16 protein-coding genes are annotated in these 18,015 nt (G+C 73.6%); 7 read left to right on the forward strand and 9 right to left on the reverse strand.

The window, feature by feature from the left end; genetic code table 11:
* Positions 1-22: 22 nt before the first annotated feature.
* Positions 23-1,612, forward strand: a complete 1,590-nt coding sequence (locus tag ACFYUS_RS08075) for a hypothetical protein (protein ID WP_388847107.1) — start codon at positions 23-25, stop codon at positions 1,610-1,612.
* 43 nt (positions 1,613-1,655) lie between these two features.
* On the opposite strand, the gene ACFYUS_RS08080 is transcribed toward ACFYUS_RS08075, so the two are convergent.
* The 4 genes from ACFYUS_RS08080 to ACFYUS_RS08095 all read right to left on the reverse strand — a co-directional run bounded on the left by ACFYUS_RS08080 (position 1,656) and on the right by ACFYUS_RS08095 (position 4,750).
* Positions 1,656-2,456: a VOC family protein gene (locus ACFYUS_RS08080; RefSeq protein ID WP_388847109.1), complete on the reverse strand. Its 801-nt coding sequence runs from the start codon at positions 2,454-2,456 to the stop codon at positions 1,656-1,658.
* 97 nt (positions 2,457-2,553) lie between these two features.
* Positions 2,554-3,054, reverse strand: a complete 501-nt coding sequence (locus ACFYUS_RS08085; RefSeq protein ID WP_388847111.1) for an NUDIX hydrolase — start codon at positions 3,052-3,054, stop codon at positions 2,554-2,556.
* 260 nt (positions 3,055-3,314) lie between these two features.
* Entirely contained in the window at positions 3,315-4,265 is a 951-nt protein-coding gene (locus tag ACFYUS_RS08090) for a universal stress protein (RefSeq protein WP_388847113.1), read from the reverse strand.
* 83 nt (positions 4,266-4,348) lie between these two features.
* Positions 4,349-4,750 carry a DUF5997 family protein gene (locus tag ACFYUS_RS08095; protein WP_388847115.1) on the reverse strand — a complete coding sequence of 134 codons (402 nt, stop codon included), beginning with the start codon at positions 4,748-4,750 and terminating at the stop codon, positions 4,349-4,351.
* Positions 4,751-4,814: 64 nt separating this feature from the next.
* On the opposite strand from ACFYUS_RS08095, the gene ACFYUS_RS08100 reads away from it, so the two are divergent.
* Positions 4,815-5,633 carry a LysR family substrate-binding domain-containing protein gene (locus tag ACFYUS_RS08100; RefSeq protein ID WP_388847117.1) on the forward strand — a complete coding sequence of 273 codons (819 nt, stop codon included), beginning with the start codon at positions 4,815-4,817 and terminating at the stop codon, positions 5,631-5,633.
* Positions 5,634-5,722: 89 nt separating this feature from the next.
* On the forward strand, positions 5,723-6,301 hold the full coding sequence (locus ACFYUS_RS08105) for a Type-2Aa cytolytic delta-endotoxin (RefSeq protein ID WP_388847119.1): 579 nt from the start codon (positions 5,723-5,725) through the stop codon (positions 6,299-6,301).
* A 71-nt stretch (positions 6,302-6,372) separates the two neighbouring features.
* On the opposite strand, the gene ACFYUS_RS08110 is transcribed toward ACFYUS_RS08105, so the two are convergent.
* From ACFYUS_RS08110 to ACFYUS_RS08120, 3 genes are all read right to left on the reverse strand, one after another.
* Positions 6,373-8,034, reverse strand: coding sequence for an FAD-dependent oxidoreductase (locus tag ACFYUS_RS08110; RefSeq protein WP_388847121.1), 1,662 nt, complete (start codon positions 8,032-8,034; stop codon positions 6,373-6,375).
* 67 nt (positions 8,035-8,101) lie between these two features.
* Positions 8,102-9,004, reverse strand: coding sequence for a diiron oxygenase (locus ACFYUS_RS08115; RefSeq protein WP_388847123.1), 903 nt, complete (start codon positions 9,002-9,004; stop codon positions 8,102-8,104).
* A 203-nt stretch (positions 9,005-9,207) separates the two neighbouring features.
* Positions 9,208-10,983 (reverse strand): S8 family serine peptidase, encoded by a 1,776-nt coding sequence (locus ACFYUS_RS08120; protein ID WP_388847125.1) that lies wholly within the window; start codon positions 10,981-10,983, stop codon positions 9,208-9,210.
* Between the two features lie 227 nt (positions 10,984-11,210).
* Between ACFYUS_RS08120 and ACFYUS_RS08125 the strand changes: the two genes are divergently transcribed.
* On the forward strand, positions 11,211-11,609 hold the full coding sequence (locus tag ACFYUS_RS08125) for a DUF2568 domain-containing protein (protein WP_388847127.1): 399 nt from the start codon (positions 11,211-11,213) through the stop codon (positions 11,607-11,609).
* Between the two features lie 30 nt (positions 11,610-11,639).
* Here ACFYUS_RS08125 and ACFYUS_RS08130 read toward each other — a convergent pair whose 3' ends face one another.
* Positions 11,640-12,095, reverse strand: a complete 456-nt coding sequence (locus ACFYUS_RS08130; RefSeq protein WP_388847129.1) for a MarR family winged helix-turn-helix transcriptional regulator — start codon at positions 12,093-12,095, stop codon at positions 11,640-11,642.
* 121 nt (positions 12,096-12,216) lie between these two features.
* Here ACFYUS_RS08130 and ACFYUS_RS08135 point away from each other — a divergent pair, with 121 nt between their 5' ends.
* A complete protein-coding gene (locus tag ACFYUS_RS08135) occupies positions 12,217-13,686 on the forward strand; it encodes an MFS transporter (RefSeq protein WP_388847131.1) in 1,470 nt (489 codons plus the stop codon).
* Positions 13,687-13,887: 201 nt separating this feature from the next.
* On the opposite strand, the gene ACFYUS_RS08140 is transcribed toward ACFYUS_RS08135, so the two are convergent.
* Positions 13,888-15,036, reverse strand: a complete 1,149-nt coding sequence (locus tag ACFYUS_RS08140) for an Lrp/AsnC family transcriptional regulator (protein ID WP_388847133.1) — start codon at positions 15,034-15,036, stop codon at positions 13,888-13,890.
* A 287-nt stretch (positions 15,037-15,323) separates the two neighbouring features.
* On the opposite strand from ACFYUS_RS08140, the gene ACFYUS_RS08145 reads away from it, so the two are divergent.
* Entirely contained in the window at positions 15,324-16,769 is a 1,446-nt protein-coding gene (locus tag ACFYUS_RS08145) for an MFS transporter (RefSeq protein WP_388847135.1), read from the forward strand.
* Entirely contained in the window at positions 16,766-17,950 is a 1,185-nt protein-coding gene (locus tag ACFYUS_RS08150) for a M20 family metallopeptidase (protein WP_388847137.1), read from the forward strand. Before ACFYUS_RS08145 ends, ACFYUS_RS08150 begins: the two co-directional genes overlap by 4 nt.
* The last annotated feature ends 65 nt before the right edge of the window (positions 17,951-18,015 follow it).

The raw sequence follows: 18,015 nt of genomic DNA on the forward strand, positions 1-18,015 counted from the left end.
GCACGGACCCCGAGGAGCCGCTTTGACCACCCCACCGCCCCGCAGACGAGCACGCGCGCTCGCGCTGATCACCGCGCTCGCGGCGACCCTCCTGACGGGCGCCGCGCCCGTCGCCCAGGCCGAGGAGATACCCCTCGCGCCGGGCCACCGACTCGTCGACCATTACGAGGGCGCCCCCGCCACCGCGCGGCCCGTCCCCGGCAAGGGTCCCGCCCAGCACCCGTACCTCGCCCCCAACGGCCGCAGCGGCATGCACGCCGACGGCGCCGGCAGCGGCACCTACCCCTGGTCCGGGCCGCTCGGGCGCGACCCCGAGGTCACCAGCGAGAAGATCGCCGCCCTCGGCGGGGAGTGCGCCACCGTCACCTTCGACGCCGCCGGCCGCCTGGTCACCGTCTGCGGCACCTTCAGCGGCTTCCTCCTGAAGCTGCTCGACCCGCGCACCCTGGTCACCCTCGCCGAGTACAAGCTGCCGCAGCGCTCCTCCACCGTCGAGGCCATCACCCGCCTCGACTTCGAGAAGATCTTCAAAGACACCTCCGGCGGCGCCTACTTCTACCTCGACGACCAGGACAGGGTCGTCCTCGCCGACTCCCGCCAGCACGTCCTGCGCATCGCCCACCGTCAGAAGGCGGACGGGGACTGGGAGTTCGCCGTCGAGAACGACTGGGACCTGACCTCCCTCGTCCCGCACGACTGCGTCAGCTGGACGAACCTCTTCCCCAGCGGCGTCTGCGACCCCGTCACCTCCGTCATGCCGGACTGGGACGGCCGCATCTGGTGGGTGACCCGTCTGGGCCGGGTCGGCACCGTCGACCCGGCGACGGGCGCCCTGCACGCGATCCGGCTCGACGGCGAGGAGATCCAGAACTCCTTCTCCGTCGCCGAGGACGGCGTCTCCATCGTCACCGACCACGCCCTCTACGCCTTCCGCGCCGACGCCGACGGCGTCCCGCGCGTCCAGTGGCGCGAGACGTACGACCGGGGGACCGGCACCAAGCCCGGCTCGGTGAACCAGGGTTCGGGCACCACCCCCGACCTCTTCGGCACCGACGACCAGTACGTGGCCATCACCGACAACGCCGACGACCGCATGAACGTCCTCGTCTACCGCCGGGGCGCGGGCGTCCCCGCCGGCGAGCGGCTCGTCTGCAAGGTGCCGGTCTTCGGATCCGGCGCCTCCACCACCGACAACTCCCTGATCAGCTGGGGCAACAGCCTGATCGTGGAGAACAATTACGGCTACGAGAACCCGAGCACCCTCCTGCTCGGCCGCAGCGTCGTCGGCGGCGCGGCCCGGATCGACGTCCGCGCCGACGGCAGCGGCTGCGACACCGTCTGGGAGAACGACGTCCGCTCGCCCTCCACGGTCCCGAAGCTCTCCACGGCCAACGGCCTGCTCTACTTCTACGAGAAGCGCCCCAACTTCTGGGGCATCGACGCCTGGTACCTCACGGCCGTCGACTTCCGCACCGGACAGCGCGCCTACTCGCGCTTCACCGGCACCGGTCTGTCCTACGACAACAACTGGGCACCCATCACCATCGGCCCCGACGGCACCGCGTACGTGGGCGTCTTCAACGGCATCGTCGCCGTCCGCGACAGCCGCTGACGCACGGGCGGCGCGGCGCCTTCGTGGCGCCGCGCCGCACCGCTCACTCGAACTCGGGCATGGCCCCGACGGTCGTCTTCTCGTCGATCACCGCGAACGCGGCACCCTGCGGGTCCAGGATCGCCGCGAACCGGCCGAACGGGCTGTCCATCGGCCCGAACACCTTCCGCCCCTTCAGGGCTTCGGCCCGCTCGACGGCCAGGTCGCAGTTGTCGACGGAGAAGTAGATCTGGATGTACGGGGGGATCTCCGACGGGAAGTCCTCGTCCGACATCACCATCCGCCCGAGCACCGGCTGCGGGCCACCGAGGTCGAAGACCCGGTAGTCCATGTCCGGGGCCTTGATCTTCTTGGACCCGAAGCCGAAGACCTCGGTGAAGAAGGCGTCGGCCTTCGCCGGCTCCCGGGTGAACACCTCGGCCCAGGCGTACGCGCCGGGCTCGTTCTCCAGCTCGAATCCCTCGTGCTCGCCGCCCTGCCAGACGCCGAACGCGACGCCCGAGGGGTCCTTCGCGAGGCACATCGAGCCGAAGTCGCCGACCTGCATGGGCTCCATCAGGACGGTGCCGCCCGCGCCCCGGATCTTCTCCGCCGTCGCCGCGACGTCCGGCGAGGCGAAGTACAGACACCAGGCCGACTGCGGCTCCCCGTCCTGCCCCGGCATCGGCGGGACGACGGCCGCGACCGCCTTGCCGTTCCTGTACGCCTGCGTGTAGTTGCCGAATTCCGAGGAGGACTCGCCGAAGGTCCAGCCGAGCACATCGCCGTAGAACGTCTTGGCGCCCTCGACATCGGTGAACATCGCGTCGGTCCAGACCGGCGTGCCTTCAGGTCGTGCGGCCATGACGGTGACTCCCACTTCCGGTTCGATGACGTGTTCCTCCGGCCACGCTAGCCACGCTCGCCGGGGCCCGCTCGGTGACGCGGCGCCACCGGCCCGGTCAGCCCGGCAGCCGGCCCAGGGCGTAGCGGTGGAACGGGCCGTCGGGGATCGGGAGCCCGGGGCGCCACATCCGCAGCACCTGCGCCGACGGCAGGAACAGGGCCTCCGGCAGCCGGTCCGGGGCCGTCCACTCCCAGCGCTCGATCTTCTCCGGCTCGGCCACGGCGGGCACGCCCCGGAAGCCGCGCACCGTCGTGGCCGCCGTCATCCGGGTCAGCGCCGTGGAGGTCACGGTGTCCAGGAGCAGCCCGAGGACCTCCACGTCGGCGGGCTCCGCGAGGAGCGTCGTCTCCTCGGCCAGCTCGCGGACCGCCGCCTCCTCGATCGACTCGCCCGGCTCGACCGCGCCGCCCGGCAGCTCCCACACCCCGGAGCGGTCCAGACCGAGGAGGATCCGGCCCGCCTCGTCGACGACCACGACCCCCGCGCCCAGGGAGGCTCCGGGGGACGGCGGCCGGACATTGCGGCGGGCGGTGGCGGCGTGATCTGCGGTCGTCATGGGCCCTGTCTACCAGGCACCACCGACACCCACCCCGATGCGTAACAAAAAAGGAGAAACCTCTTGAAACATGAGAAAAACGGAGGACACTCGTTCTTACACCGGACAACCGGGAAGAGCCGCACCCGCCGACGGAGACGTCCGAAGGCCCGCGTGACCCTGATCCAGGCTCTGGCCAGGCCCCCGGCGGGGCCGGTCGGGCACGGAGCCGTCGGCGACGGCCGACGACCGCGCGAACCGACACGGACCGTCGGGGACTGTCATGCCCGGGGCCCTCCGGGCGCGGGCGGCACCACCGCCACCGGACAGTGCGCGTGGTGCAGCACCGCGTGGGCGACGGAACCGATGAGCAGCGAGCCGAGACGATGCCGGTGATGCCGGCCCACGACCACCAGGCCCGCGTCCCGCGAACCCTCCACGAGCCGGCCCGCCGCGTCCCCCGGCACCACCACCCGCACCAGCTCCACCCCCGGCCGGCGCGCGGCGAACGGCCGCAGCCGCTCGGCCTGCTCCCGCTCCTCCTCCGTCAGCAGCTCCTCCGCGTCGCCCGCGAGGGGCAGCGGCGGCGGCACCTGGAGCGCCGGCGAAGGCGCCGCGAGGAGCGCGCCCTGCGGCGGGGGCAGCCGGAGCGCGGTCACCACCTCCAGCGGTACGCCCCGGTGGTGCGCCGCTTCGAAGGCGAAGGCCACCACCTCGTCCGGGGTCTCCTCCGGATGCAGCCCCAGCAGCACCCGGCCCGCCCCCGCCCCGTCCTCCAGGGCGGCGGCACGCGCCTCGTGCGGGACGACGACCAGCGGACAGGGCGCCGTCATGGCCAGCGTCCGGCTGGTCGATCCCAGGAGCAGACTGGCGAAGCCGCCGTGCCCCCGCGAACCGGTCACCAGCAGCCGCGCGCCCCGCGCCGCCGCCGGCAGGGCGTCCGTCACGGACCCGTCGAGCGAGTCGTACCGCACCGGAACGCGGTGCCCGCGCTCCTCCACCACCGCCCGTACGCCCCGCGCCACCGTGTCGGGAAGCTCCGGCGCCGTGCCGAGCGAGGCGATGCGGGCGGCGCCCAGCTGCAGGGCCTCGGAGCGCACATGGGCCACCACCAGCGGCGCGCCCAGGCCCTCCGCGGCGCTCAGCGCCCACTCCAGGGCCCGGAGACTGTGCTCCGACCCGTCCACGCCGACGACGACCGCCGGCTCGTACGCGGTGCTGGTGTCACTCATGAGGGGATGCCTCCCTCACGCGGGGAAACGCCACGCCGGTCCGGCCCGAGGCGACTCGGACCGGACCGGCGTGGGGGAGGGGATCAGGCGTCCTGCTGCCGGCGGCGCGCCCGCTCGGCGTCGCGCTCCTTGATGCGGACGGTCTCCTTGCGGACCTCCGACTGGGTGGCGCGCTCCTTCTTGAGCCACTCGGGGAGCTCCTGCTTGAGCGCCTCGATCTGCTCGGTGGTGAGCGGCTCGGTGATCCCGCCGCGCGCGAGACCGGCGATGGAGACGCCGAGCTTGTTGGCGACGACCGGGCGGGGGTGCGGGCCCTTCTCGCGCAGCTCCTGGAGCCAGGCGGGCGGGTTGGCCTGGAGCTCGGTCAGCTCGGCGCGCGAGACGACACCCTCCTGGAACTCTGCGGGGGTGGCCTCGAGGTACACACCCAGCTTCTTCGCCGCGGTCGCGGGCTTCATGGTCTGGGTGTTCTGGTGCGACGTCATGGTGTCAAGGGTATCGAGCATGCGGACGACCTCCGACCACGGCAGCTACCGGTAACCTGGCGGGGTGACAGGCTCGGACGCTTCCCCCGCTTCTTCTTCCTCCTCCTTCCGGCTCGGCTACGTGCCGGGGGCGACCCCCGCCAAGTGGGTGCGGATCTGGAACGAGCGCCTGCCCGACGTCCCCCTCACCCTCGTCGCCGTGACGCCGGGCGAGGCCTTCGGCGCGCTCCGGGAGGGCGCCGTGGACGCGGGCCTCGTCCGGCTGCCCGTCGACCGGGACGACCTCAGCGCGATCCCGCTCTACACGGAGACGACGGTCGTCGTCGTCCCCAAGGACCACCTGTTCGCGGCGGCGGAGGAGGTGTCGGCGGAGGACCTCGCCGACGAGCTCGTCCTGCACCCCCTCGACGACACCCTCGGCTGGGAGCAGCCGCCGGGCCGCCCCGCCATGGAGCGCCCGGAGACGACCGCCGACGCGATCGAGCTGGTCGCCGCGGGCGTCGGCGTGCTCGCCGTCCCGCAGTCGCTGGCCCGGCTGCACCACCGCAAGGACCTCACCTACCGGACCCTGGCCGGCGTCCCGCAGTCGCGGGTGGGCCTGTCGTGGCCGAAGGCGGACGAGGCGCCCGACCTGGTGGAGGAGTTCATCGGCATCGTCCGCGGCCGCACCGTGAACAGCACCCGGGGCCGCCGCGCCGAGGAGAAGAAGGGCCAGAAGCAGCCCAGGGAGCAGAAGCCGGCGCGGTCCGGGAAGCCCGGCGGCGGGTCCCGCACCGGAGGGAAGCCGGGCGGTGGCTCCCGTACGGGCGGGAAGCCCGCCGCGTCCCGCAAGGGCGGCACGGGCTCCGGCCGCGGCGGGAAGCCGCGCCGCGGCCGCGGCTGAACCGTCCGCACGGCGGACGCCCCGCGCCCGGCCCCCGGCGCCTCGGCATACTGACCCCTCCTGATCACCGAGATCATCCAGGAGGAGCTTTGGCCGCCAGTTTCAGGACCGTCGTCGAGGTGGGACCCGACCACCTCGACCAGGCCCGGTCCATCGACCGGGTGTTCCAGGAGGCGATCGCCCCGGCGACCGTCAACTTCGACTTCGAGGCGATCCACCGGGCGGCCTCGGCCGTCCCGGACGGCGACGTGGTGAAGATGGTCCGGGGCTGGGGGCTCCAGGAGCACGCCCCCGTCCTCGTCATGGTCCTCTCCCTCAAGGAGGCGGTCCGCCAGGCGCTGCCGCCGGAGTGCGCGGAGGCCGGGTTCTGGGCCACGGTCGAGCGGGAGCTCGTCCGGGCCTTCACCGGGCTCGCCGCGCAGGAGGGGCAGCCCGGACTCTCCTTCTACGAGGAGTCCGGGGAGCGCACCCGCTTCTACCGGGACCTGTTCTTCGCCCTCCAGGACGAGGAGACCGGGGACCACATGTACGCCCTCGCGTTCTGCGTCGACGTGACCGTCGAGCTGCCGAAGGCCGAGACCCTCGCGCTCGCCCTGACCGACGTCGTGCCCTTCGCGGTGCGGCTCGACGCGATCGTGGTCCGCCAGGCGCTGGCCGTCTCCGTCTGACCGTACGACTGCCCGGTACGGGCTTCGTACCGGCCCGCCGTCCCGGGCCGGATCCCCGCCGGAGGAACGGCTCAGCCCGGCAGGCGCAGACGTCCGCCCCGCGCCGCCGCGACGAGCTCCGGCACCGTCGCGAGCTTCACCCGGGGACGCCCCGCGTCCCGGCCCCGCGCCCGCTCGGCCCGGTCGATGGAGGCGAGACCGCGCGCGTCGACGAGCCCCGGCCTGCTGCGGCGCTTCGCGAGGCGGCGGAACTCCTGGGAAGTGCCCGTCGGCTTCGGCAGCGCCCCGGCGACCGCGTCCGCGAGCAGCGTCCCGACCGTCTCCTCCGCGCACGTCCGGTTGGCCCCGATGCCCCCGGAGGGCCCGCGCTTGATCCAGCCCACGACATAACTGCCGGGCAGCCCCGCCACCCGCCCGGCCTCGTGGGGCACGGTGCCGGTCGTCTCGTCGAACGGCAGCCCCGCGAGCGGCACGCCCCGGTAGCCGATGGCCCGGACGAGGAGCCCCGCCGCGATCTCCGTACCGGACGCCGCTCCGTCCTCCGTCACCCGGACCGCCCGCACGCCGTCGGTCCCGAGGGCCTCGACCGGGGCGGAGTGGAAGCGCAGCACGATCCGGCGCCGCTCCCCGGCGGGGGCCCGCGTCCAGTCCACCGCCTCCCGGCCGACGCCCCGGAGGAGCGCCGCCTTCGTCCCGGGCTCCGCCGCGTCGATCGCCGCGCCGGTGCGCGGGTCGTGGTCGTCGACGACCAGGTCGACGCCGGGCAGGTGCGTGAGGGCGAGCAGTTCGGAGGTGGTGTACGCGGCGTCCTCGGGGCCCCGGCGGCCGAGGAGGACCACCTCGCGGACCCGCGCGTCGCGCAGGGCGGCCAGCGCGTGGTCGGCGATGTCCGTACGGGCGAGGGCGCCGGGGTCCGAGACGAGGACGCGGGCGACGTCGAGCGCCACATTGCCGTTGCCGACCACGACGGCCCGCTCGGCGGAGAGCCGCACGGCGTCCGCGCCGGTCTCCGGGTGCGCGTTGTACCAGGAGACGACGGAGGTCGCCGAGACGCTGCCGGGCAGGTCCTCGCCGGGGATGCCGAGCCGCCGGTCGGAGGGCGCGCCCACCGCGTAGATCACCGCGTCGTGGTGCGCGGCGAGTTCCTCGGGGGTGACGTCCACGCCGATCTCGACGCCGAGCCGCAGGCGGGCCCGGGGATGGGTGTGGAAGCGGCCGAGGCTCTCCCCGGCGCCCTTGGTCGCCGGGTGGTCCGGTGCCACGCCGTACCGGACGAGACCACCGGCGACCGGCAACCGGTCGATCAGCGTCACCTCGGCGTTGGTGTGCAGGAGGAGGTCCTCGGCGGCGTACATGCCGGCCGGTCCCGTGCCGACGATCGCGACCCGGATCGGGGCGAAGTCGGCCGGGATCGAGCGGTCGAAGCCCGGCTCGCCCCAGGTGTGGAACATGGCCGGGTCCGCGGCCGGTGCCGGCGCGCGGTCCGCGTAGTACTCCGCGTTGATCGCCTCGTACTCCCGCAGGCGTCCGGTGAGCCGGTCCGCCGGGAAGATCGCGTCGACCGGGCAGGCGTCGGCGCAGGCGCCGCAGTCGATGCAGGACTTCGGGTCGATGTACAGCATCTCCGTGGTGCCGAAGTCCGGTTCCTCGGGCGTGGGGTGGATGCAGTTGACCGGGCAGACGGCGACGCAGGTGGCGTCGTTGCAGCAGGTCTGGGTGATCGCGTAGGTCATGTCGTCGACTCAGCTCGGATGCGGGATGCGGGATGCGGGATGCGGGATGCGGGATACGGAGTACGGGTCAGATGAGGTTCGCGCGCTTGTAGACGGCGAGCGCCGGCCGGGTGAGCAGGCGGGCGGAGGCCAGGAACTCCATGAGCCCGGAGCAGCTGGAGCGCAGCTGCGCCTTGTAGTGCTCGTTGGCCGCGGCCTCCCGGCAGGCGCGCTCCGGGTCGAGCCCGGCCTGCACGTACACCTCGGGGTTCACCATGCTGGTGACGATGAAGTACGCGGCGATGGCGATGACGAGGGCGTGGAAGTGGCGGCGGGTCCTGCCGGCGCGGGCCAGTCGCCTGCGGGTCTCGTCCCGGGCGAACTTCATGTGCCGGGACTCCTCGACGACATGGATGTTGCTGATGGTGCGGACGAAGGGGACGACCCGGGTGTCCCGCATCCAGTCCCGCTGCATGACGTCGAGGACCTCCTCGGCGACGAGGATCGCCGCGTACGCGGCCTCGCCGAAGGCGACGGTCTTGAAGACCCGGCCCAGCTCGACGACCGCGCGGCGCGGCCGGTAGGCGGGGGCGCCGAGCTTGGCCGAGCTGCGACCGAACATGATCGAGTGACGGCACTCGTCGGCGATCTCGGTGAGGGCCCACTGGAACCGCGGGTCGGTGGGGTCCTTCGCGTACATGTCCCGCAGCACCATCTGCTGGAGGATCATCTCGAACCAGATGCCGGTGCTGGCGATCGAGGCGACCTCCTGCCGGGTCAGCTCCTTGCGCTGGGCCTCCGTCATCTCGTTCCAGTACGCGGTGCCGTAGAGGGTGCTCCACTCCGGGCACTGGCCGTGGAAGTCCTTGTCGAGGGGGGTGTCCCAGTCCACGTCGACGGCCGGGTCGTACGACAGCTTCGCGGACGACAGGAGCAGCCGTGCGGCGACGTCGTGGTCTTCGTGGTCCGGGCGGACGGTGCTGCTTGCCATGGTGCGGCTCCTCGGGGTCGCGCGAGCGGTTCGGACGCTTGTTAGACGCAGTGTCCAACAAGCTTGTTAGACGGAACGTATAGCAAGGGCCCCGGGGAGGCCTACCCCCCGGTACGGACTTTCTTCCGCCGGAGCGCCGTTCCGGACGTGCGAACGGGGCCGGAGCCGCCATGGCTCCGGCCCCGTTCACGGGGTGCGTGGTGTCAGAAGGTCAGGTTCCAGGCGTCGATCCGGCCCGTGTCCTGGCTCGCGTTGTCGTTCACGCGGAGCTTCCAGACGCCGTTCGCGACCTCGGACGAGGCGTTGACCGTGTACGTCTGGAGGATGTTGTCCGTGCCGCTGCCGGTCCGGTTGTGCAGCGTGTAGACGCTGCCGTCCGGGGCCACCAGGTCGACCTTGAGGTCACCGATGTAGGTGTGCTTGATGTCGACGCCCACCTTGAGGGTGGCCGGCGCGTTGCCCGTGACGCCGCTGACCGTGATCGGGCTCTCGACCGTGGAGTTGTCGGCGATGGCGTAATCCGTGAGGTTCTCGAAGTACGCCCCGGCCGGCGGGGTGGAGCCGCCGACGGCCTTCAGGGCGTCCACGCGGCCCTCGCCGAAGAAGCTGTTCTTCGCCGTCGTGCCGGTGCAGCGCGCGTCCGAGGGGCAGGCCAGGTCGGTGGCCTGCTCGCCGAGCTTCGCCCGGATGTCCGCCGGGGTGTACGAGGGGTTGGCGCTGGCGAGCAGCGCGGCCACGCCCGCCACGTGCGGGGAGGCCATCGAAGTGCCGCTGAACGAGGCGTACTTGCCGCCGGGGACGGTGCTGTAGACGGACTCGCCGGGGGCCGAGACCTCGATGATGTTGCTGCCGTAGTTGGAGAACGACGCCTTGGACGTGCCGCTGGTGCCGTTCGCCGCGACCGTGACCACGCCCGGCAGTTCGGCCGGGATGTCGAGGCAGTCGTTGGTGAGGGTCCGGGTCACCGGCGTCGAGTCGTTCGGGCTCGACGTGTCGGTGGTCTTGTTGGCCAGGTCGACGTTGGAGTTGCCGGCCGCCGCGACCTGGAGGGAGCCCTTGCCGTCGGCGTACGCCTGGGCGCGGCCCACGCCCTCCAGGATGGCCGCCTGGTCGAGGTCGCTCGGGCAGTTGAACTGCCAGGGATCCGTGTAGTAGCTGTTGTTGGTGACCTTGAAGCCGTGGTCACCGGACCACACGAGACCGCAGATGGTGTTCTCCGCGTAGAACAGCGTGGTGCCGGGCTCGGCGAGGCGCACCGAGGCGATCTTCACGCCCGGCGCGACGCCGATGGCGCCCTTGCCGTTCCTGGCGGCCGCGACCGTGCCGGCCACGTGGGTGCCGTGCTGGTCGACGTCGCGCCAGGCCCCGGGGCGGGTGTCCGGCTTGCCGTACGCGCAGGAGACCGAGTCGGCGGCGTCGAAGTTCGGCGCCAGGTCCTGGTGCTGGTCGTCGACGCCGGTGTCCAGGATGCCGACCTTGACCGAGGCGGAACCCGGGGTGACGGCCCAGGCCTGGTCGGCCTTGATCTGCGTCATGTCCGAGCGGACGGGCTCGGTCGTCGGCGCGGCGGCCTGCGTCGGGTTGGCCGGGAGCGCCGGGTTGTAGGCGTCGGCGGGGACGTCGGAGGTACGGGTCGCGCCGACCTTCTGGACGCCGGAGACGCCGCGCATCGTGGCGGCGAAGGAGGCGGAGGCCGAGTGCGCGACGATCACGCCGATCGCGTCGTACGAGGCGAAGACCGAACCGCCGTTGTTCGCGACGGCGGTGCGGACGGCGGTGGTGTCGCCCGGGGCCGTGATGACCAGGTAGGCGCGGGTGCCCGCGGCCCAGGCGGCGGGCGCCGCGGCGGCCGCGGGAGCGGCAGCGGGACCGGCCGAACGCGCCGCGAGGGGCTCGTTGTCCAGGGGCGCGGCCTGTGCGAGGCCGACGGTGCTGCCGAGGGCCAGGGTCGTGCCGAGCGCGAGGGCCGAGAGTCTCATGCGGCCGGATATGTGGGAAAACAATGCGTCCTCCGATGACCCGGTGGCGCGGGTGGCGCCGGCCGGGCCCTGTGATGTGTGGGGTGGACGCAAGATCCCAGAGGAGCGGGAGCGGAAGGAAGTCTTCTGTCCGACAAGCCCGTTCGCGTAACAGAATCTTGACTTGAACATGGCGGCGGGCGGCGGTTTTCCGTTCCTCCGGCCCTCTACGCTCGGGCCGTCCGTCCGTGCGCGTGATCGACGTCGAGAGGTCTCCGATGAAGCTGCCCGGTCCGCTGCACGTGTTCAACGAGGGGCTGGCGTTCCTGCTCGAACTCGCCGCCCTCGCCTTCCTGGCCCGGTGGGGATGGGACGGCGCGGAGAACGTGGCGCTCCGGCTGCTGCTCGCGGTCGCCGCGCCCGCCGCCGCGGCCGTCCTCTGGGGCCTGTTCGCCGCGCCCAGGGTGCGGTTCCGCGTGCCGCTCGCGGTCGTCCTGTGCGTCAAGGCCCTGGTGTTCGGGGCGGCGGCGCTCGCGCTCCTCGGCCTCGGCTGGCCGGCGTGGGCCGTCTCCTTCGCCGTCGTGGCGCTCGTCAACACCGCCCTGGCGACGGTGGACCGGCAGGCCGCGATGCGGCGCGGCGCCTAGGGGGTCAGGGGCGGCGCGGAGCCCAGGGGTTCAGGGCCGGGGCCAGGGGCGGCCTTCGAGTCGTTCGATGTCCCGGTTGAAGCGTTCGAGGTAGGCGGCGAAGCGGGTCACGTCCTCGGGTGACCACTCCTCCATCACCCGCTCCAGGCCCTCGATGTTCGAGGTGCGGTCGGCCTCCAGGCGGCGCTCGCCCTCCTCCGTGATGCGGAACTTGCGGGCGATGCCGCCGTCCGGATCCGGGATGCGCTCCACGACCCCGGCGCGCAGCATCGCGGCGGTCTGCCGGTTGAGGGTGGAGGCGTCGAGGCCGAAGGCCTCGGTGAGCTGCCCGATGGACATCGGCCCGTGCATCCGGATGCGGGTGAGGAGGACGTACGCGCTGCGGTCGAGGTGGCCGCCGGCCGCGCGGGAGCGGGGCCCGTACAGATGGGCGTGCCGTCCCAGCAGCATGCTCTCGAACTCGACGAGGTGGGTGGGCTTGTCCATGGGTGCATTCTCTCCTGCCGCGGCCATATGTGCATCATGCATAGCTTGTGCATGCTGCAAGTGATGTGCATGATGCATATATCTGTTCCTGGAAGACCGAAGAAAGTACGAGGGAGAACCCGTGGACGGCTCCAAGCCCGAGGCCCGCCCAGGCGGCGTCGTCGGCGTCCTCGCCCTGGCCGGCATCGTGGCCGCACTCATGCAGACCCTGGTGGTGCCGCTCATCGGCGACCTCCCGAAGCTGCTCGGCACCACCGCCTCCGACGCCTCCTGGGTGATCACCGCCACCCTCCTCGCCGGAGCCGTCGCCACCCCCGTCGCCGGCCGGCTCGGCGACACCCTCGGCAAGCGGCGCGTCCTGCTCGTCTCCGTCGTCCCGCTCGTCGCGGGATCGGTCGTCTGCGCCCTCGCCTCCTCCGTCGTCCCGATGATCGTCGGGCGCGGACTCCAGGGCCTCGGCATGGGTGTCGTCCCCCTCGGCATCAGCCTGCTCCGCGACATCCTCCCGCCCGAGAAGCTCGGCGGCTCCATCGCCCTGATGAGCGCCTCCATGGGCGTCGGCGGCGCCCTCGGTCTGCCCTTCTCCGCCGCCGTCGCCGAGAACGCCAGCTGGCGGGTGCTCTTCTGGGTCGCCGCCGGACTGAGCGTCCTGGTCGGCGCCCTCATCTGGCGCGTCGTCCCCGCCGGACACCGCGCGGCCGCCCCCGGCCGCTTCGACCTGCCGGGCGCCCTCGGCCTCGGCGTCGGGCTCGTCGCCCTGCTGCTCGCCGTCTCCAAGGGCGCGACCTGGGGCTGGGGCAGCGGCACGACCCTCGGCCTGTTCGCCGTCGCGGCCGTCGTGCTGCTCGCCTGGGGCGCCTGGGAGCTGCGCACCCGCGACCCGCTCGTCGACCTCCGCGTCACCGCCCGCCCGGTCGTCCTGATGACCAACGCCGCCTCGGTCCTGGTCGGCTTCGCCATGTACGCGCAGTCCCTGGTCGTCCCCCAGCTCTACCAGCTGCCCGAGGCGACCGGGTACGGCCTCGGCCAGTCGATGATGGCCATGGGCCTCTGGATGGCCCCCGCCGGCCTGATGATGATGGTCCTGGCGCCGTTGGGCGCCAAGCTCTCGGCCGCCCGCGGCCCCAAGGTCACGCTCTCCGTCGGCGCGCTCGTCATCGCCGCCGGATACGGCTCCTCCCTCGCCCTGATGGGCTCCACCTGGGGCCTGCTCACCGTCACCCTCATCTGCAACACGGGCGTCGGACTGGCCTACGGCGCCATGCCCGCCCTCATCATGGGCGCGGTGCCGCAGGAGGAGACCGCCTCGGCCAACAGCTTCAACACCCTGATGCGCTCCATCGGCACCTCCGTCTCGGCCGCCGTCATCGGCGTCGTCCTCGCCCAGATGACCACCACCCTCGGCGGCCACACGCTGCCCTCCGAGGGCGGCTTCCGCGTCGCGATGCTCATCGGCTGCGGAGTCGGCCTCGTCGCGGCCGTCGTCGCCGCGCTGATCCCCGCGAGGTTCACGGCGCCGGCCCCCGGCGGCGCCGGGGGCGCCGAGCCCGGAGCCGACCCGCGCACCGCCTCGCGGGCCACCACCGCCTGACGGCGGCGACGACCGGGGCGCGCCGCCGAAGCGGTACGTGGGGACGGCCCCGCGGCGGCGCCGCCCCTCCGGCGGGCGGACCGCAGAGACACCCGCCGGAACCACGAGGGCCCCGCCCGGCCGCGGAGACGCGGCCGGCGGGGCCCTTCTCGGCCGCGGAGACGCGGCCGAGAAGGGCCCTTCTCGGGCGCGGGCCCCTGCTCAGCCCTGGAGCACCGCGAACCCCGCCCTCTTGTACGTACGCATCAGCAGCGCCGTCTCCGTCGACGTCACGCCCTCCAGGCGGGCGAAGACCCGGGCCGCGAACTCCTGGAAGTCCCGGGTGTCGCGGTGGCTGGAGTACCCGAGCAGGCTCGTCCCGCCGCTCGTGACCACCAGGTGCCGCAGGGCCGGCTCGCGCGCGAGCAGCCGGATCGCGGGGCCGAGCTCCCGGTGCGGCACCCCGAGCCGGAACCGCGCCTCCACCGGATACCCCAGGACCGCCGGGTCGGCGTGCAGCCGCAGGTGCAGCACGTGCGAGGCCGTCAGCCGGGCCAGGCGCCGCCGGGCCGTCGTCTCGCCGACGCTCAGCTCCCGCGCGAGGCGGGTCGTCGACATGCGGGCGTCGCGCCGGAGCAGCTCGACGAGCCGCCGGTCGAGCTCGTCCACGAGCGGCGGCTCCGGGAGCGCGGTGCCCTCCATGGCGTGCCGCCGCACCTCCGTCGGCTCGTCGTCGTACGGTGCCCAGTCGCTCGCCGTGAGCAGCAGCCGGAGCACCACCGCCGAGTGGATGTCCACGACCCCGTCGAGCCGGCCGATCACCGTGTCCACCAGGGTGAGCAGCGCGTCGTGACCGGCCGCGTGGAGCTCGACGAACACGTCGAGCGCCCCGGTGGCGACCTCCACGGACCGCGTCTCGTCCAGGGCGGCGAGCGTCAGCGCCACCTCGTGGACGCGGCCCGGCGCGCACCGTACGGCGAGCTCCGCCGTCACCCCCTCGTACCGGTACTCGGGGATGAGCGCCGCCACGAACGCGACCCGCCCGTCGGCGGTCATCCGCTCCAGGCGCCGCGCGACGGTCCGCTCGTGCGCCCCGACGGCCGCGGCGACCTCCGCGAACGGCGCGCGGGGGTCGCGGTGCAGGACCTTCAGGATGCCGTGGTCCAGCGCGTCCAGACCGCCGCCGGGCCCGGGACCGCCGACCCCGTCTCTCCGGGCGCCCCCGGCGCCGCTCGCGCCGCCACCACCGGGACCGCCGACACCGTCTCTCCGGGCGCCCCCGGCATCGCTCGCGCCGCCGCCACCGGCGGGGCCCGCGCCACCGTCATCGCCGGTGCCACCGCCGTACCGCGTCGTCCGATCCGCCGTCATCCCGGCCTCCTCTCCGCCCGCCCGCGCGCCCGCCCGGCGGCGTCCCGCGAGCCTGCCCGACGGCGTCCCGCGAGTCCGCCCGAAGGCGCCCCGTGCGCCCTCCTCGTGCCCGAATCCGCCGCAGACCCCCCGTCCGCTGCCGCAATCGGCCGTCTTCACGGTCAACTCTTGCCCGAAGTGCCGTCCGCTCGCCACATTGTGGTGCATCTTCCGCCCCCGTACCCCACCCGCCGGGCGGCCCCCCTTCCCCCATCGAGCCCACGGGCCCTCCCGAAGAGGTAGTACGTATGACGGACGCCGGTACCCGCACCGCCCCCGTACGCAGAAGAGCCGTACGCACCGTCCCCGCCGGCGCGGTCATCGCCTCGGTCGCCCTCGTCGAGCTCTCCAGCGGCATCACCCAGGGTTTCCTCTCCCCGCTGCTCAAGGGCCTCACCGACACCCTCCGGGTCACCGCGGCCGACCTGAACTGGATCAGCATCGCGAACCTGCTCGCGAGCGTCGCCTTCACGCCGGTCCTCTCCCGCATGGGCGACCTCTACGGCCACCGCCGCCTGCTGCGCTGGAACCTCGCGATCGTCATCGCCGGCTCCGTCCTCGTCGGGCTGAGCCGCTCCTTCCCGGTGCTGCTCGCCGGCCAGATCCTCCAGGGCGCCATCGCGGGCTTCTTCCCGCTCCTCGTCGGCATCCTCCGCAACCGCCCCGACGGGGGCGACGCCGAGAGCCGCCGCGGCATCAGCCGCATGGTCGCCGCGCTGATCGGCGGCCTGACCCTCGGCCTGCTGTCCAGCGGCGTCGTCGCCTCCACGGTCGACAGCCCCACCGCCGCCCTCTGGGTGCCCGCCATCGGGGTGAGCATCGCCCTGGCCGTCACCTGGCCCCTGCTCCCCGAGTCCGACGACCGCCCCGGCGGCTCCGTCGACTGGGCCGGCGCGGTCCTGCTCTCCGTCGGCCTCGTCGCCCTGATGCTCGCGCTCGGTCTCGGCGGCACCCCCGGCTGGGAGTGGACCTCCACCCGTACGCTCGCCACCCTGGCCGGCGGCGTGCTCGTCACCGCCCTGTGGGTGCTCGTGGAACTCCGCACCGCCGAGCCCATGATCGACGTCCGGATGTTCGCCCGGCGCAACGTGGTCGTCGTCTCCGTCGTGACGCTCGCCTTCAGCTTCTGCATGCTCGGCCTCCAGGTCGCCCACTCCGTCTTCCTCGGCACGAGCCCCGCCGAGACCGGCTACGGCTTCGGCTACGGGCCCGTCGCCATCGGCCTGGGACTGCTCCCCAACCTCCTCGCGATGGCCCTCGGCGCGCTCGCCGCCCCCGCCGTCGCCGCCCGCGTCACCGACCGGCTCACCCTCGTCACCGGCTCCGCCCTCATGGCCGCCGGGTACGGCATCGTCCTCGCCGCCCACTCCGCGGTGCCGCTCTTCCTCCTCGGCACGGCGCTCGCCGGACTCGGCAACGGCTTCCTCCAGCACTCCACCCGCACGCTCGCCGTCGAGTCCGTCCCGCACGACCGGACCTCCGTCGGCTCCGGCATCAACGAGCTGATCATCAACGTCGGCGGCTCGCTCGGCGCCGCCGCGGTCCTCACCGTCTTCGCGGGCCACACCGCCACCGGCCACACCCTGCCCGACCTCGGCGCCTACACCACCTCCTGGGTGCTGTGCGCCGCGCTCTCGGTCGCCGGCGGCGCCGCCGCCCTCCTCTACCGCGCCCCCTCCAAGGAGCTCCGATGACGACCACCACCACGGCCCGCGAGCACAGCCGGGCCGCCCTCGCCCGCCACCGGGACACGGTCATCGGGCTCAGCCACGCCCTGCACGCCGACCCCGAGCTCGCCTACGAGGAGCACCGCGCGGCCCGCCGCATCACGGACCTCGCCGAGCGCGCCGGCTTCGACGTGACCCGCGAGGCGTACGGACTGCCCACCGCCTTCCGCGCCACCGCCGGCAGCGGCGACCTGGTCGTCGCGATCTGCGCCGAGTACGACGCGCTCCCCGGGATCGGCCACGCCTGCGGCCACAACGTCAACGGCTCCGCCTCCGTGGCCGCCGCCCTGGCCCTCGCGCCGCTCGCCGACGACCTCGGCATCACCGTCGCGCTCCTCGGCACCCCCGCCGAGGAGTCGGGCGGCGGAAAGATCGACATGATCCGCGCCGGGGCCTTCGACGACGTGGCGGCCGCCATGATGGTGCACGCCGCCCCGCAGGACGCCGTGGGCCTGTCCACCCTCGCCATCAGCAGCCTCTCCGTCGCCTACCGCGGGACCCCCGCGCACGCCGCCGCGATGCCGCACCGGGGCGTCAACGCCGCCGACGCGATGATGATCGCCCAGGTCGCGATCGCCGCCCACCGCCAGCAGATGGTCCCCGACGCCGTCGTCTCCGGCGTCGTCACCTCGGCCGGCGACGCGGCGAACGTCATTCCGGACCGCGCCACCGCGACGTACGACGTCCGCGCCCGCACCAGCGAGGAACTCGCCGAACTCCAGGCACGGGTACGGGCCTGCTTCGAGGCCGGGGCCCTCGCCACCGGCGCCGAACTCCTCCTGGAGACCGTCGGCAACGACTACGCCGACCTCCGCCAGGACCTCGCCATGGGCCGGAGCTACCAGGCCGCCGCCGAGGCCCTCGGCCGCACCGTCCTCCCCGACGACCCCGGCCTGCGCGGCGGTTCGACCGACATGGGGAACGTCTCGCACCTCGTCCCGACGATCCACCCGTCCATCGGGTACGACTGCGGCGACACGATCATGCACCACCCGGACTTCACCCGGTACGGGACCACGCCCGCCGCCGACCGCGCCGTCCTCGACGGCGGTCTCGCCATGGCGTGGACCGCGATCGACCTGGCGACCGACCCGGGCCGGCGCGAGCGGCTCCTCGCCGGGGTCGCCGCCCGCGCCGCCGCGAACTGACGCCCGCCCGGCCGCGCTTCAGGCCGCCGCACCCAGCCGGGACCGGCGGCCGAAGCCGATCGGGT

Origin of the sequence: Streptomyces sp. NPDC004284 (assembly GCF_042874035.1) — a bacterium.
Lineage (GTDB): Bacteria > Actinomycetota > Actinomycetes > Streptomycetales > Streptomycetaceae > Streptomyces.